Raw genomic sequence first — 14,980 nt, 5'->3', positions numbered from 1 at the left:
AATATTCTATGATAGACGTCGAGGGAGACGCAAAATGGAATGTTTTATTGATGGAAAATCCACTTGCGAAAGAACTTTCTGGAATCGCTTGAATGTTTTGGCTAACTTTCAGCAGAAAAAAATGATAATGGATGGTTTGAAGGTTCGTGTCGCAGAAAGTATGTATTGGATTCAACCAAAGAAAGGATAGTTCGTTTGAATTATTCTTTTTTTTGACAGTTGGATGATATGAAAAACTCAATATTCACTTTAAATAAAGTGTAAATAGATGTTTTTAACATAAATAAAATGTTGTATGGGATTTTAATTGATTTGAAATTTATTTGACAGTTGAACCATATGAAAGTACTAATATTATCTTTATATAAAGTAAAAATAGATGATTTTAGCATGAATAAAATGTTGTATGGGATTTCTAGCTTTTGTTGTGAAATACATTTGGTTTATCTGTATAATACATATAGAGAACGACTACTGGAAAAGCAGTGGTTACTCTGAAATAAAATTAATGCTGAAGCACTAATCTATGTCCATTGTCACTGGTGATTAGTGCTTTTTGTATCTCAAAGTTGTAACATTGGTGAAGAAGTTTAAATTGTTGATGTGTATCCATAAAAAGGGTATAATATAGCCACAAGGGGGATGCTTTTATGGAAATTGTACCAATGAGAGATTTAAAAAATACAGTGCATATAGAGAAATTGTGTAAAGATAATGGAAAGGTGTTTGTTACAAAAAATGGATATGGACGTCTTGTGGTAATGGATATTGACTATTATAAAAGCGTTTTTGAGGAGTTAGAAGAAGCAAAAGCAATGTATGAGGGATTACAACAAATGTATTCTGGTAAATTAAAAGATGGTATAAAAGTAATGGAAGAAATGAAAGATAAGTATGGCATATAAGTATCTCTTTACGGATAAAGCGCAAAAAGATTTAGATAATATATTAGATTATTTGACGAACCATATACGCAATGTATATGCTGCAAAAAGTTTTTATGTCTTATTGAATGAGAGACTTGCTTTGGTGTGTGATTTTCCTGAATCAAACCCGATAATAGAAAATAGATTTTTAGGATTTCATGAAGTTCGAAAGATGCTCATCAAAAATTATTTGCTCTACTATTATGTAGACACGGATAAAAAAACTATAAATGTTCTGTCAATTCGCCATTCATTAGAAAATCAAGAGAAAATTATATAAACCAGTGGGTTTAGATTTGAAAATACGTCTGATTTATCTGTACAATGAAAATGGAGGAATGCAGTAGTTACTCTGAAATAAAGTTAACGCTGAAGCACTGATCTTTTTTTCATTGTCATTGATGATTAGTGCTTTTTGCATTTTTCTATAATAGTCAATTTCAATTGAAAGCATTATTAATTCCTGTAAATTTGTTGATTATTTGACAGTTGGGTAAAAGAAAAACGAGCATTTGTTCTTTATATAAAAATGAAATGCTCGTTTTTAGGTATTTTAAAATGTTGTATGGGATTATAATATTTCTTTTAGTTTAGCGATTAATCCTAAATCAGCAGGTAGCCAATCGACTGAGTCTAATGTGTCTTTAGTAAGCCATTTTGCGGATTCGTGTTCTAATAGAGTTAAATTTCCTTCAAGGATCGTACAAATGAAACATTCCATGGATAGGTGGAAGGTTGGGTAGTCGTATTCAACTGTATCAAAGTATTCTTCGACTTGAATGGTTGTATCTAATTCTTCTTTGATTTCACGAACAATGGCTTGTTTGCTAGTTTCATTGGGTTCTACTTTTCCTCCAGGAAATTCCCATCCGTCTTTAAATTCGCCATAACCTCTTTGGGTGGCGAATATTTTATTTTCATCTTTAATAATGGCAGCTACTACGTGTATTGTTTTCAAAAAATCACTCCTCTACAATGTATCGATAAATGTCTTCTCTTACGGGTGTATCCAATTGCCATAAGATTTCGACGGCTGTTTTTTGTGTGTTTGGCATCACAAACTGTTTGGTCTTATCTATCTCTGCTTGCATATGGCCTAGATAATAAAATTCTTTGCTTGTTTTATCATCTTTGTTCTTTCGCACAAACAAATGAACTTCAATGCCTCTTTCTTTGGCGTACAAGAAGTTTTGAACGTCATCACTGCTTGTGGTTCTTCCAGATTTGGATATCGCAATCAATTGACTTTCATTGATAAAATGATCTTCATATTTGATGGTATCTTGAATGTCATTTGCCTTGTCATAATTGATAAAGACAGGGAATGTTTTGGTTGTTTGATCATATTTGTATCCCCCAATATTTAATGGAACTTCATTGTGCTGCCAATTTAATAAGCGACAGGCATCTTCGTATGTATATTTTTGATAAAGAACAAAGTTTGTATCTTTATATGTATTCTTATAATGTTTATGATATTGATCCAATGCGTATTCAATGATTTCTTTTACCATGGATTTAAATTCGTTGTTTTCTAAACATGTTTTAAAGGATTTTGAAATCTTTTTGTCTTCAATAAAAATACAATCTTTAAACGTATTCTTTCCAGAACCAGTAGGAAATTCATTGGTGAAGATGTTTAATACATTTGTTTGGGATAGATCATTTGTATATTCCTGATCGTTGATTAAATCTTTTAGTGTTTCAAGCTCTATCTTTCTTTTTCCATTGGCAAGTTTTGTACAAATAAACTTAATAAAGTTTTCTTCAAGTTCATTTAATCTTACTTTATAATCCTTTTCATATTTCTTTAAAAAGGCATAGTAAGATCCCAGTGATTTGTTGTCGAAAATTCTTTGTACGTCAATTTCTCCATAGGTTTCAAAATCCATAAGAGTAGGGATTCTTCCAAGTTTATTCTTTAGATTTTTATAGCTATCCTTAATGAGCTTGATATCCGCAAAATTGGCGGTGTCAATCGACGCAAAAATTTGTTTCTTACTGATTTCATCAAAGTGAATCGTACTCGATCCTGGAATAATTCTTTCACCCTCAAGAACATATCGTCTTATATTGTCTTTGTTGTAAGAACGATCTCCAGATAGGGCGATTGGAATCATGAAGTTGTTTTTGTAGTTTCCAATGAAGTCTAGAATGACAACATATTCTTTGTCTTTTGATTTTCTTAGGCCTCGACCTAATTGTTGGACAAAGACAATGGGGGATTGTGTGGGTCTTAATAGTACAACTTGATTGATTTCAGGAATGTCGACACCTTCATTAAAAATATCTACAGTTAAAATGTATTGTAGATAGTCACTTCTTGTATCGGATACTAAGCGATCAATCGCATCTTCTCTTTTTTCTTGAGAATCCTCTCCACTTAAAGCGATGGTTCGATATCCTCTTAGATTTAATCTTTCACTAAGGGCAGCCGCTTCTTTCTTGGAACTGCAAAACATGAGTCCTTTGACTCTTTCTCCACTGTATCCATAGTAATTGGTTTGTTCGATAATGTAGTCAACTCTTTGGTTGGATGTTAAATAGTTAAAATCAGTAAAATCCGTTTCGTTTCCGTTTGTTAAAAAGTCAGTAATGCCAAAATAGTGGAATGGACATAATAAGTTTTCTTCTAGAGCTTGTTGAAGACGAATTTCATAGGCAATATTATGGTCGAAGGCTGCATATACATCAAAGTCATCGGTTCTTTCTGGGCTTGCGCTCATTCCTAGCCAAAACTTTGGTTTAAAGTAGTCCATGATTTCTTGATAGCTTTTAGCTCCAATGCGATGTGCCTCATCAATGATGATGGTATCGAATGTATCAGGGGCAAAACTTGAATACACTTCTTTTTTAGACATCGTTTGCATGGTTGCGAACAAGTAGTCTACATCAGTATCTTTACTATTTCCAGATAATAAACCGAATGTTTTGGATTCTCCAAATATATTTTTATAGCTTTGAAGAGCTTGTTTGGCAATCTGCTCTCTATGCACTAAAAATAGGGCTTTTTTTGGATTTTGGTCTTGCATGGCAAAGGCTGAGGCATATGTCTTGCCTGTTCCTGTGGCTGAAATCAACAAACTCTTTGATTCATTTTCATTGCGAAGCTTTCTAAGATTGGAAATAAAGGCTTGCTGCATAGAATTTGGGATCAGTTGTTTAGAAGGTAATTTAATGTCTTCTTTTTGTTTCACCTTTTTGTATTCCTCATAATGCACTCTATATGCACCAATAAAAGCATTGTAGGAATATGTATTTGGATGATTCCATAATTTTTCAAATTCATCTAACATTTCAGAAACGAATTCTCCGGATTTTGTGGACACAATTTTTGTATTCCATTCTCGATTTGTAGTAAGTGCTGTATTTGTCATATTACTAGAACCTATAAGGATCTTATAGATTTCATTTGATTGAAAGATATATCCCTTGGTATGAAAACCATTCTTTGAGTCGGGTACTAGATACATTTTAAGTTCAATATTCGAAAATGTAGCGAGTTTATCTAAGGCTTTAGGATCACTAAATGCCAAATAGTCCGTTGTAAGAATTTTACCTTTGATGCCTTTATCTTCTAAAGTACGAAGCGTTTGAAGTAAGGGGGTGATACCTCCCATCGTAATGAAGGCTACACTGATTAAAAAGGAGTCGCAGTGTAATAATTCATCTTCAATGGTGCTTAGTACTTTTCTTCCATTCTTATAGTCGTTTGAAATAAATTGAGGTCGATATAATACGTTGGAAGATATGTTTTTGTCTAGAAATGCAGTAGATAGGCCGCTCTGTATATTTTGATAGTTCATACCTAACATTATACCAGCATTCAAATGAAATCATAGATCGAAAAGGTTATAATATTTGGTAGAAAGATTTGTATAAAGCAGGGTATAGTGAATGGAAAATATAATAATTTCAAAAGAGTTTCTAGATTGGTATGAGTATTATAATGAGTGTAAAGAAAAGTATTCAAGTTTAGTAAATGATGTAGAGGATAAATTGATTCGTGGTGAATATAATGAGATTCAAATTCCTTTTTCAAATATGAATACGAATAATTTGAATCGTGATATATCGAGCTTAGAAAAGATTCAAGTGCTTATGATGCAGGGGAGTACAAGTCAGATTAATGTAGAAATAGAGCTTGTAAAGGAGAAGATGTTAGAGTCTTGTTTAAATGTAAATTTTGGTATATTGTGCAATCCATTTGCAAGTACGTTATATCGTATGATTTTGGATTCGAGTAGAGTTAAGAAACATATTGAGGATGTTTCTAAACGATGTAAAGAAAATGATTTCTATACTTCTGTGTTTATCCCTGTTTACTTAAGACATTTTTATGCGTCTATTTGCGAAGAGTGTATTAAGGGATATAGTTCATATGAGTTTGTTCAATCTGTTGATTCTTTAATTGAAGAAGATAAGTTTAGTGAAGCTTGTAGTCTTTGTCCAATCTATGAAGAAATTTATATTCATGCTAATGAAAAGGGTTTACTAACTAAAGAGTTAATACAGGTAATGCATCAGTATGGTGTGGATATACCTGTTACTAAAAAAGAAACGAAACTGCCTAATATACCTACAAAAGCAGAGAGAAAGATGTCTAAGAAGTTAGATATTGAAACGCGTAAGAAGATTGTAGGGGATGGTGTTAAGAAAATCTTGGATATGAGTGATGATGAACTGATTCGAAAATATGATGGTAAATCAGAGGATGAGGTTCAAAAAATGCTTTATGAAGAGCCTTGGTGTGAGGATGATTATTTTGATGATGATCTACTTGCGTTTCTTAGCGTATTAACATGTATGAGTTTTGATTTTGAGAATGTCTTTATTAATTGGCTAGCTCATTTTATATTTATAAGATTGCTTGATATACATAAGAAAGTGATGGGTGAACCACCTAAAATGGTGAAGACAACTCCACCTAAAGTACAATCCCCAAAAATTCGAAAGGTAAATCAAGGTGGTGCTCCAAGGACTAAATCACCTAAGATTCGTAGTGAACATGTGAGTCAACCTTCTAGAAAGACAAATCAAAGCAGGGCTTCAGTAGCTATTAAACAGAAAGAAACATCAAATGGCAAGGGTGGAATTATTTTTTTGATTATTCTTGGGATTTTATTTGGATCTGGATATATATCTATGAAAAAGGAAGAGGCAGAATGGGATATGGCACAGAAGCAGTATCGTATTGAGAGTAGACGAAAAGCTGAACAAAATGAATTTAGGGCAAGGGAAGAAAAACGTAAGAAGAAAGAGGGACAAAGTTCAAACTCATCATCTTCTTCGTCTTCATCTTATGATGAAGGAAGTGATGATGCATATTCAGGTGATTATGATGAGGATCGTTATGATAACGATGAAAGTTACCGTGATGGTGTAGATGATATGTTGGATGAACTGGGAGAATAAAAAAGTATACAGTGAAAGAATGATTGAATATGTTTGTATACTTTAAAGTATACTACTCGTAAGTATACAAATACGAAAGATGTGATTTGATGTTAGGAAGAAAAGAAGAATTAAATCATTTGAATGAATTATATAATAGTGATTGTTTTGAATATTTAGTAATGTATGGTCGAAGAAGAGTTGGTAAAACAACGATTCTTCAGGAATTTGCCGAACATTCAAACGCAATCTTTTTTTCTGCTCTTGAAAAAAATGATGCGCTAAACTTAGAGGACTTTTCTAAAGTGATTCAATATCATTTTGATAAGAATGTTATTTGAATTCGGAAGGCTTTTGTCTTGTAGATAAGACAAAAATATATGAATATTGTCTTGTGAACAAGACAAAAAGACACAAATATTGTCTTACAGACAAGACAATATGTTTATATAATGCGGTAAAAGAAAGAGTGCTGCGTATGAATCGAGATATTTTAAAACAGCTAATAATAGATCAAAAGGGATGTATCTATATAATCCTATTATTTCTAGAAATTATGATTTAGAAGATAATGTGAATTATTGTTTTGTGGGGGTTGAAGAACGGGTAAATCGTATATGATGTATCAAAAGATTCATAAATTAATGAATGATGGAATTCCATTGCTGCAAATCATATATGTGAACTTCGAAGATGAGCGTCTATTAGAGATTGGCATTGAATTTTCTGGTTTGAAAGGAAAACCATACTTGTTTTTAGATGAGGTTCAGAATGTTGGTGGTTGTTGCCAAACTAAAAGGAGATTGACTAAATTGTCGATCTCCATTATTTCTTCATAGAAATATATTCATAGCTAGGCGTGAAGTGCTGACTATCCTGAAGCTTGTAGTATTCCATAAAAATGCGTGACATGATGTTTGGAATTTGTGTTTCTGCAGGATGAGATAGAATAATCAAATATTGCATAGCACTATAACGTGTACATACATCCACCTTTCGAATGTTGTCTTGAATAGCTTCACCCATATGGTCAAGGGCTTCTTCGATTTCTTCAATATATGGAAGTGTATCTTGTACAGTTTCCATAGTAACCATGACTAGATAACAGTTCCATTGGTTTCGTGTCATCAATTGGTGTATGTATTCATATTGTCTTGTGAAATCGCGATATTCTAGGTGTAATGCGCCTGAATAGCTTCCACTTTTTTGTAGGGAGTTTGCGATTTGTTTCAAATCTAAGCTTGTGTTGGCTGTGTTTCCATAATGGATTTGGTTGTACCAAGAATAGTTGTTCTTACCATTTTGTTTCACATAATACAAGGCTTTGTCGGCTTTTGCATAGGCATCCGCAAACGTGTCGTTTCGAGTGCACATGAGCATGCCTGCAGAAAGGGCTGCAAAATGGGTCTCACTATCGTCTTGAATGATTTCTTTGAATTGTTCAATCACATTTGAAACTGTATTTTCGGCTTGTTCTGTATTCACTTGTGGTAAGAACAGAAGGAATTCATCCCCTCCCATACGACATGCGATCTTAGGTATTGAAATGTCTAACAATAGTTTTCCCAGGCTTTTTAGGGCTCTATCTCCAGCTTTATGTCCATAGACATCATTGATTTTTTTAAGATTATCCATATCCAAGAAGATCAGACATCCATTTGTCTTTTGCATAGCGCTCACAATGCGTTTTTGTCCTACATTACGAACAGGAAGACCTGTAAGATAATCGATGTTTTTTGTTTCTTCCTGATCTTGCATGGTTGTCACAACATCGGAAATAAACTTATTGATTGTGTCTTCTTGGGATGGAAGTATTTCGTGTTCTAAGTGAAATAAAGATCCGTTGTCCATTAATTTCAAGAAGACTTTAGTGATTTCAGGATCAAATTGCGTACCCGCATTCATTTGGATTTCTTGATAAATTCGTTCATGACTTAATGCGTTACGATAGATTCTTCTTGAATTCATGGCATCGTAACTGTCGGCTAACGCAATTATACGTGCTTGTATTGGAATTTCATTTCCTTTAAGTCCATCTGGATAGCCAGTACCATCATAATTTTCATGGTGACTTCTTGTGACTTCATCGATATGCGGAATGATCGTTATATCTTTTAAGATGTCTTGTCCAATTGTAGTGTGTTGTTTGATTAAATTAAATTCTTCATTTGTTAATTTGCCAGGCTTATTTAAGATTTGGTCTGGAATACCAATCTTTCCAATGTCGTGTAGATAAGCACAGTTTTTAAGGTTTTGAATCTCTTCATTTGTCCAACCCATATTTTTGGCAATCAAGGCTGCATATTGGGCTACACGCCTTGAGTGTCCACGCGTATATTCATCTTTGGCTTCGATGGTAGTAGAAAGGGATTCCATCATTTGAAGTGTTATTTTTTTGTTTTCTTTCTTTTCAATTTCCAACTCCGTTTGATGACGATTTTCTTCTATGATATGAATTTTTTGGATGGTACGAATAATGTTAGTGAAGAGCAATATAATCATGCCTATGCCAATAAAGATACCTGAAATAGTTGCAACAAAATAAACAGATACAGATTCAATGGAAACACAGACTAGGACTAGAAAGAGTCCAATCAATAGAAGGTAGTCGGATTTTATTTGTTTATTTTTGCGTATGTATTGCATCAAATGAATGAATATTAGGGTAAACACAAAGACGAGTAGTAATTGTGCAACGGGCAATGTTTCAATGAAGTCTTTGACTTTTGTAAGATAGAGAAAGGAAGAAACAATAAAGTTTAAAATGACTACATAACCAATATTTTGATAGAGTTTTTGGTGCTTGCCATTTTGCATGTTGTCCGCATAGAACAAGATGGGTAATGGACTCAGCATGATCATCAAAAAACATAAAGTAGCTAAAGCGGATGCGTTAGGAACTAGGAGTTGTCGGATTTTGGATTCTCCAAGCATCCAGACAGAGCCCATGACCATACACCATCCAAAGTATTCCATGTCGAATGTTGTGTGGTAGACATGTTTTAGGGCTATGCCAAACAGGATGGATGTGATGCCGGTAAATAAGATAAAGAAGGCAATAAATGTGGATATTCCATGAGTATTGTATATATTTTGCCAAATTTCGGCTTTATTACCACAATACACCTCATTGACAATGCCAGAATAATTTGAAGTGTAGGTTGTCAGTTCAATGCGTAATGTTTTTCCTGCATCTTTATAGGTTGTAGGACAAAAGATGTAGCGACTCGCTGAATTTTTACCAGCCATTCTTTTATCTTTTGTGGAATATTGTGCGCGTAATGAATCTCCTATGTAGAACTGAATGTCCTGCAAAGAAGATCGAATCGCAAAAGACGTTTCATCATAGTCTTTAGGTAAGGTTGTTGTCAGGACCATGGTATGGCCTGGTTTTACTTCATAGGTTCCGGGAACCTTTATTTTTTGTTTCGTACCATCCTCTTTATTCCAGTAAAAGGAACCGGAATAGATTATGGATTTGGATGAGTTGTTATAGTTTTGTTCGTTAGCACCAAATAATTGCATGAAACAAAACCATCCTAAAATCACAATCATTAAGATGTAAAAGAAATATTTCATTGTTTGAAAGTTAGATTTTTGTGTATGCATATTTGGATCCCTTCCCTTATAGTTAGCATAGTATTTTTACATAAAAAGTGTCAATAAAAAGTTGTTGACAAACCCATAGAGTAGCTATAGAACGAAAACATTCTTAATAAAACGATGAGGAGGGTGCATATGCACTTTTGGGATGAACATAAAACGATAACGAGATATTATGAGATGAAGGTTTCTGGTGTTTGCGAAAAATATCAGTTAAGACAGTTGGAGTATGATATATTAATGTTTATTTACAACAATCCTGCGTATAATACGGCTGCGGACATTGTTCGTATTCGTAAGTCTACAAAGTCTCATGTTTCGACTTCACTTAAAGTATCAGAAGGTCGTGGTTTTATTGAGAAAAGAATCGACAAAGACAATAAAAAGCATGTAACTATTCATTTACTACAATTGACTAATGAAGGAATTGAAGATGGAATATGGGCGCAAAAGGAGTTTACGCAAGATATGTTTGAAGGTCTTAGTGAAGAAGAAATCAAAGTGTTTATGAGTGTATTTCAAAAGGTGTATGACAATGCAGAAAGGATGATTTCAAAAGAAAAAAATGCCTGATTGAATGGAAGCTATTTTTGATGCTTGTTACTTGATTTTTGACTTAATTACTGGAATCTTATTTTTTGTATATGCGAAAGGAAATCCATTGTTCGTATTATATGGTGTATTAACATTAACGTTGTGTGGTGGAGACGCACTCCACTTGGTTCCTCGTATTAAAAGAGCAATATATGGAACAAACGATAAAATTAAAAGGCAACTTGGAATTGGATTGCAGGTATCTTCAATCACAATGACAGTGTTCTATATTATATTATTGTTTATCTGGATATTAGCATTTCCAACATTTCAAGCTCCACTTTGGGTCGAGGCTATGATTTGGATTTCAACAATTATTCGTATCGTTGTTTGTTTCTTGACACAAAATAACTGGACTTCAGAAGAAGGAAACAGGAAGTTGTCTGTGATTCGTAATGCCGTGTTTGCCGTAACTGGAATTGGTGTGATTCTTCTTTATGCCATTTCAGGAAATATGTACGATTTACATATGAACCGTATGGTTGCAGCCATCCTTATTTCTTTTGGCTGCTACATCCTTGTTACATTGTGGTCTAAGCCAAAACCAAAGATTGGTTTATTGATGATTTCTAAGACTTGTGCTTATATGTGGGTCATCGTGATGGGATTGCAATTATTGTTTTAGAATTTCTTCAAGAGAACGCCTGCACGACGTTCTTTTATTTTGTTGAAAATTAGTCGTTTTAGATGAAATAGGAACAATCGCAACAAATTTATTGGAATTAATAATGTTTTCACATTGAAGTTTTATAATAGGAATTGGCTACTGGATGTAGTAACGGTGAACCCTTGGAATTAAAAATGATATCTGCTTGAGTTCTCGACAGATCCTTCTATTTTTTTGCAGGAGGACGTGTTGTATGTATATTTATCTATATATTGATGTTGCCATGTGTTTATTGGCTATAGTAGAAATACTAAAAATCACATTATTGATTATAGAAAAATGTAAAAGACACTAGTTCCCGTCACCACAATGGATTACTAGTGTCTTTTGACATTATTTAATTCAGAGTGACCACTGTATCCAGTAGTCTTTCTGTATGTATATTAAATAATCGATATATTTAAATGTCAAGGTTAACTCTATCTAAATCAATGAAAATAAGTCGTTTTAGATGAAATAGGAACAATCGCAACAAATTTATTGGAATTAATAATGTTTTCACATTGAACCTTTATAATTGGAATTGGCTACTGTGTACAGTAGGGTGGTACCTCTGAAATTAAAAGTAATTTAGCTTGCATTCTCGGCTCGATTCCGATTATTGTAGGAGGTTGTCATATGTACATTTATCTTTATATTGACGTTGCCATGACTTTAATGGCCATAGTTCAAATACTACGACTTACGTTGATGATTATAGAAAAATGAAAAAGACACTAGTCCACCTTTCACGCAAAGAAGTTAAACTAGTGCCTTCGCATTAGAATGATTTCAGAGTGACCACTGTATCCAGTAGTCTTTCTGTATTTGTATTATAGCTATAAATAGGGGATTATGCAAACTGATTGAAAACAAGTCATAAATTCAGTAGAATAACCAAAAGTTAATCATATCTAACAAGAGATGGCTTCTTTTATAAAATATGAGTTATATATAGAGGCATAATGAGAAAGATTCTATATATCATGATTGGATGCATATCATAAGGGTTAGGAATTATTAGTGTCATATTACCGATTCTTCCAACGGTTCCTTTTGTGTTGCTTGCAGCTTTTTGTTTTGCAAAAACAAGTGAAAAATTGGATGGTTGGTTTAAGAATACGAAGTTGTATAAAGATAACAATATGAAGAATGATATGACGAAACAAGCAAAGGTTCGTATTATGTGTTCAGTAACTTTATTGACGAGCATTGGATTTATCATGATGGGATTGAAGGGCATTGTCGTTGGTAATATTGTTTTATTGATTGTTTGGATTTTTCATATGGTTTATTTTACGTTTGGAGTAAAGACAGTATGAGAAGGGTTTTGAATTATTTACTCGCTATTAGCTTTGTTTTGACTATTATGGTTCCAATTACTGGAATCATAGTTCATAAATTGGCTTCTACATTATTCTTAGTATTGGCTTTGATTCATGTGTTCCTGTATAGAAAAAGATTGGATTTGAAGTATATTCTTATTATTGTATTAACTATATTATCCTTTGTTTTAGGAATACTAGGATTGATTATGGTTGAACATCCAATAATATTACTTCTTCATAGAACAGTGTCGATTGTATTGGTTTGTTTATTAGCTATTCATATATATAAGTTTCATAGAAGACTTGCCGTTGCATAATGTGACGGCTTTTATGATGCTTAAGGTAGATGACAGATGAGGATTATGAATTGTTGGAATGTGTATTGAATAAGCTAAAATAGTAGTGATGTAGTACTAGATTGTGAAGAAGTAAGGGTCTTAGTGGATGAATTTGATGTTTTCAATCATGAGTTGGTTGAGATTAAGAAGATTATCGAGGGGTTTTATGGTTATGAAGATTAAAGATGTAATTGAATGTTTAAAAGAAGAGGGTACTTGGGTTCGTTGGAATCGTTGTACAAGGGATCGTGTTTTATTTGGTGATGATGATCAAGAAGTAAAGAAGATTGGTGTTTGTTGGGTGGCTACAAATAGGGTGATTGAACAAGCATTAAAAAAAGGTATTAACTTCATTATTTCTCATGAGAATATTTTCTATACTACGGGTACGCATTTGGAAACTAAATTAGTAGAGTCTATTGAACATAAGAAAGACTTATTAAGTAAGGGACATATTTGTGTGTATCGTTGTCATGATGTTTGGGATTCTATCCCTGAATATGGTGTGAGTGATGTATGGGCTAAAAAGCTTGGTTTTGATTTTAGGGATAGAGTGATTAACTCATATTATCAATCTGCAAATATTCCTAAACAAACCGTTTCAGAATTAGCAGCGCATGTGGCTAATGTATTAAAAGAAGATGGTGAAGAGGGAGTATATGTTTTTGGGGATGTAAATAAAGAAGTATCTCATTTAGCCATTGGTACTGGTGCTGGAACGGATATCTTTGAAATGTTAGAATTCAATCCAGATGTAGTGATTGTTGCGGATGATGGAATCACAAACTACAAAGATGCTCAATATGCGATTGATAATGATTTGCCTATGATTGTAGTAAATCATGCTGGTTGTGAAATTGGTGGTTTAAAAAACATGGTGAATTATTTCAATGATAAGCTTCCTGATCTTGATGTGGAGTATTTGGAAGAAGGCTTTAAAATTTCATATTTTAAATAAAACATAATGAAAATGAGGGTAAAAGAAAGAGGTTGTAGCGATCTACAACCTCTGTTTTTTTTCTCTAGTCTTTAGATAAAGTGTATTCAAATCTAATTTTACTTGTATCCATAAAGCTTTTTGTGTATTCCACAATTTGATTGTCTTGAGTGCGACCAATAAATTCAATGCAATAAATTAAACGATCTGTTTTGATGTAGTAGTTTATTTGGATACTTTTTAGCTATCGCATCCGGATTAACGTATGCTTTTTACTTGGTTAAAATGGATAAGACGGGATTAGTGAAAATGAACGCTTTAAAGCTATCCTTCTATTTAGCACTATTTACAACAATAGAAATTTTTACAATGAATCCGTTTATGCAAGATGTTGTATTTAAAATGGATACGATTGTCTATGGCCTATTATTAGTACTTGCTTTATCCTCATCCTTTTTAGCAACCGTTTTACTACAAAAAAGGCGTACTATTATTTGGAAGTACAAGAGCTAGCTTCACATGTTTATTAGAACCAGTAACCTCCATGATTGTGGGAATCTCATGGTTGAATGAAGCACTCACATTCAATAAAGGTTTAGGAGGATTGACAATCATAATTTCATTGATTATTTTCTTAAGAGAATAAACAAGAAAGAGGCTGTGTTAAAAAACAGTCTCTTTTGATTTAGATAAAAAAATAGAGTTGGCTTAAATAAATGTGAAATGGTGCCAACTCTCGGAGATGTTGATTAGTGAGTTAATCAACATATTAAGTCTAACATGATGTCATCTATTTGTATACATATTTCATTATAAAATTAGTCTGCCTTTTTGTGTGGAAAATTTATTTTTTTAACTTATTTACTTCTTCATAGAATAATGATCCATTTAGTTTGTTTACTTGGATTGTTTTCTCTATCCATAGTCTTAGTACGTCAGATGCGGTTGAGATTTCGTCGAGTCTTGTACTAATTAGTGCAAAGTCTGGAATTTCGTCATCGGATATTTTTCCGTCCATTGTGATTTGAATCAATCGATTAACTAATGGTTGGATTTCATTGAGTGTTGCAACTGTACTTAATACAATGTTTTGGTACTATGTCAAGATTTAAGACAACTTAAATATCTGTTTTTTTAATGTTTATGTTTCAAATATTGTTTTTCAAAATTTTGTGGAGATTCATATTCACAATGTGAGTGAATTCGTGTTGTAT

The 14,980-nt window shown here is 33.0% G+C and carries 16 protein-coding genes; 12 read left to right on the top strand and 4 right to left on the bottom strand.

The genetic code is table 11. The annotated features are described in order from the left end of the window. Window positions 1-34: 34 nt before the first annotated feature. The 3 genes from FYJ55_RS04015 (at window position 35) to FYJ55_RS04005 (ending at window position 1,206) form a co-directional block, all read left to right on the top strand. Complete coding sequence (locus FYJ55_RS04015) at window positions 35-190, top strand: hypothetical protein (protein WP_154555739.1); 156 nt, start codon at window positions 35-37, stop codon at window positions 188-190. Between the two features lie 460 nt (window positions 191-650). Further along, the gene (locus FYJ55_RS04010) at window positions 651-905 is read left to right on the top strand and encodes a type II toxin-antitoxin system Phd/YefM family antitoxin (protein ID WP_154555738.1); all 255 of its coding nucleotides are present in this window, start codon (window positions 651-653) and stop codon (window positions 903-905) included. Then, complete coding sequence (locus FYJ55_RS04005; protein ID WP_154555737.1) at window positions 895-1,206, top strand: type II toxin-antitoxin system RelE/ParE family toxin; 312 nt, start codon at window positions 895-897, stop codon at window positions 1,204-1,206. Before FYJ55_RS04010 ends, FYJ55_RS04005 begins: the two co-directional genes overlap by 11 nt. Window positions 1,207-1,497: 291 nt before the next feature. Here the strand turns inward: FYJ55_RS04005 and mutT are convergent, their stop codons facing one another. Both mutT and FYJ55_RS03995 read right to left on the bottom strand, forming a co-directional pair. Then, window positions 1,498-1,884: an 8-oxo-dGTP diphosphatase MutT gene (mutT, locus tag FYJ55_RS04000; protein WP_154555736.1), complete on the bottom strand. Its 387-nt coding sequence runs from the start codon at window positions 1,882-1,884 to the stop codon at window positions 1,498-1,500. A gap of 4 nt (window positions 1,885-1,888) precedes the next feature. After that, window positions 1,889-4,732, bottom strand: a complete 2,844-nt coding sequence (locus tag FYJ55_RS03995) for a DUF3427 domain-containing protein (protein WP_154555735.1) — start codon at window positions 4,730-4,732, stop codon at window positions 1,889-1,891. 91 nt (window positions 4,733-4,823) lie between these two features. Between FYJ55_RS03995 and FYJ55_RS03990 the strand changes: the two genes are divergently transcribed. The 3 genes from FYJ55_RS03990 to FYJ55_RS11005 all read left to right on the top strand — a co-directional run bounded on the left by FYJ55_RS03990 (window position 4,824) and on the right by FYJ55_RS11005 (window position 7,159). Beyond that, window positions 4,824-6,341, top strand: coding sequence for a hypothetical protein (locus FYJ55_RS03990; RefSeq protein WP_154555734.1), 1,518 nt, complete (start codon window positions 4,824-4,826; stop codon window positions 6,339-6,341). Between the two features lie 89 nt (window positions 6,342-6,430). After that, window positions 6,431-6,661, top strand: coding sequence for an ATP-binding protein (locus FYJ55_RS03985; protein WP_154555733.1), 231 nt, complete (start codon window positions 6,431-6,433; stop codon window positions 6,659-6,661). Window positions 6,662-6,937: 276 nt separating this feature from the next. Then, entirely contained in the window at window positions 6,938-7,159 is a 222-nt protein-coding gene (locus FYJ55_RS11005; RefSeq protein ID WP_229771067.1) for a P-loop NTPase family protein, read from the top strand. Here FYJ55_RS11005 and FYJ55_RS03975 read toward each other — a convergent pair. After that, the gene (locus tag FYJ55_RS03975; RefSeq protein WP_195836655.1) at window positions 7,146-9,929 is read right to left on the bottom strand and encodes an HD domain-containing phosphohydrolase; all 2,784 of its coding nucleotides are present in this window, start codon (window positions 9,927-9,929) and stop codon (window positions 7,146-7,148) included. The genes FYJ55_RS11005 and FYJ55_RS03975 overlap by 14 nt on opposite strands. Window positions 9,930-10,058: 129 nt before the next feature. Here FYJ55_RS03975 and FYJ55_RS03970 point away from each other — a divergent pair, with 129 nt between their 5' ends. The 6 genes from FYJ55_RS03970 (at window position 10,059) to FYJ55_RS10785 (ending at window position 14,279) form a co-directional block, all read left to right on the top strand. Next, entirely contained in the window at window positions 10,059-10,496 is a 438-nt protein-coding gene (locus tag FYJ55_RS03970; protein ID WP_154555732.1) for a MarR family winged helix-turn-helix transcriptional regulator, read from the top strand. A 4-nt stretch (window positions 10,497-10,500) separates the two neighbouring features. Continuing rightward, a complete protein-coding gene (locus FYJ55_RS03965; RefSeq protein ID WP_229771066.1) occupies window positions 10,501-11,142 on the top strand; it encodes a hypothetical protein in 642 nt (213 codons plus the stop codon). A 1,079-nt stretch (window positions 11,143-12,221) separates the two neighbouring features. Continuing rightward, complete coding sequence (locus FYJ55_RS03960; RefSeq protein WP_456152218.1) at window positions 12,222-12,485, top strand: DUF454 family protein; 264 nt, start codon at window positions 12,222-12,224, stop codon at window positions 12,483-12,485. Next, a complete protein-coding gene (locus FYJ55_RS03955; RefSeq protein WP_154555731.1) occupies window positions 12,482-12,808 on the top strand; it encodes a heme transporter CcmB in 327 nt (108 codons plus the stop codon). Before FYJ55_RS03960 ends, FYJ55_RS03955 begins: the two co-directional genes overlap by 4 nt. A gap of 193 nt (window positions 12,809-13,001) precedes the next feature. Beyond that, window positions 13,002-13,787 (top strand): Nif3-like dinuclear metal center hexameric protein, encoded by a 786-nt coding sequence (locus tag FYJ55_RS03950; RefSeq protein WP_154555730.1) that lies wholly within the window; start codon window positions 13,002-13,004, stop codon window positions 13,785-13,787. A gap of 288 nt (window positions 13,788-14,075) precedes the next feature. Next, the gene (locus tag FYJ55_RS10785) at window positions 14,076-14,279 is read left to right on the top strand and encodes a hypothetical protein (RefSeq protein ID WP_195836654.1); all 204 of its coding nucleotides are present in this window, start codon (window positions 14,076-14,078) and stop codon (window positions 14,277-14,279) included. Between the two features lie 331 nt (window positions 14,280-14,610). Here FYJ55_RS10785 and FYJ55_RS03940 read toward each other — a convergent pair whose 3' ends face one another. Then, window positions 14,611-14,799, bottom strand: coding sequence for a hypothetical protein (locus tag FYJ55_RS03940; RefSeq protein WP_154555728.1), 189 nt, complete (start codon window positions 14,797-14,799; stop codon window positions 14,611-14,613). Window positions 14,800-14,980 lie beyond the last annotated feature (181 nt).

Origin of the sequence: Holdemanella porci (assembly GCF_009696075.1) — a bacterium.
Taxonomy (GTDB): Bacteria; Bacillota_I; Bacilli_A; order Erysipelotrichales; family Erysipelotrichaceae; genus Holdemanella; species Holdemanella porci.
Note: the sequence above shows the minus strand (reverse complement) of the source record. Positions and strands in the feature narration are given on the sequence as shown.

Bases quoted from the DNA above. Each gene is read 5' to 3' on its own strand.
- FYJ55_RS04015 (WP_154555739.1), top strand. From the start codon at position 35: ATGGAATGTTTTATTGATGGAAAATCCACTTGCGAAAGAACTTTCTGG.
- FYJ55_RS04010 (WP_154555738.1), top strand. From the start codon at position 651: ATGGAAATTGTACCAATGAGAGATTTAAAAAATACAGTGCATATAGAG.
- FYJ55_RS04005 (WP_154555737.1), top strand. From the start codon at position 895: ATGGCATATAAGTATCTCTTTACGGATAAAGCGCAAAAAGATTTAGAT.
- FYJ55_RS03995 (WP_154555735.1), bottom strand. From the start codon at position 4,732: ATGAACTATCAAAATATACAGAGCGGCCTATCTACTGCATTTCTAGAC.
- FYJ55_RS03990 (WP_154555734.1), top strand. From the start codon at position 4,824: ATGGAAAATATAATAATTTCAAAAGAGTTTCTAGATTGGTATGAGTAT.
- FYJ55_RS03985 (WP_154555733.1), top strand. From the start codon at position 6,431: ATGTTAGGAAGAAAAGAAGAATTAAATCATTTGAATGAATTATATAAT.
- FYJ55_RS11005 (WP_229771067.1), top strand. From the start codon at position 6,938: ATGATGTATCAAAAGATTCATAAATTAATGAATGATGGAATTCCATTG.
- FYJ55_RS03975 (WP_195836655.1), bottom strand. From the start codon at position 9,929: ATGCATACACAAAAATCTAACTTTCAAACAATGAAATATTTCTTTTAC.
- FYJ55_RS03970 (WP_154555732.1), top strand. From the start codon at position 10,059: ATGCACTTTTGGGATGAACATAAAACGATAACGAGATATTATGAGATG.
- FYJ55_RS03965 (WP_229771066.1), top strand. From the start codon at position 10,501: ATGGAAGCTATTTTTGATGCTTGTTACTTGATTTTTGACTTAATTACT.
- FYJ55_RS03955 (WP_154555731.1), top strand. From the start codon at position 12,482: ATGAGAAGGGTTTTGAATTATTTACTCGCTATTAGCTTTGTTTTGACT.
- FYJ55_RS03950 (WP_154555730.1), top strand. From the start codon at position 13,002: ATGAAGATTAAAGATGTAATTGAATGTTTAAAAGAAGAGGGTACTTGG.
- FYJ55_RS10785 (WP_195836654.1), top strand. From the start codon at position 14,076: ATGAACGCTTTAAAGCTATCCTTCTATTTAGCACTATTTACAACAATA.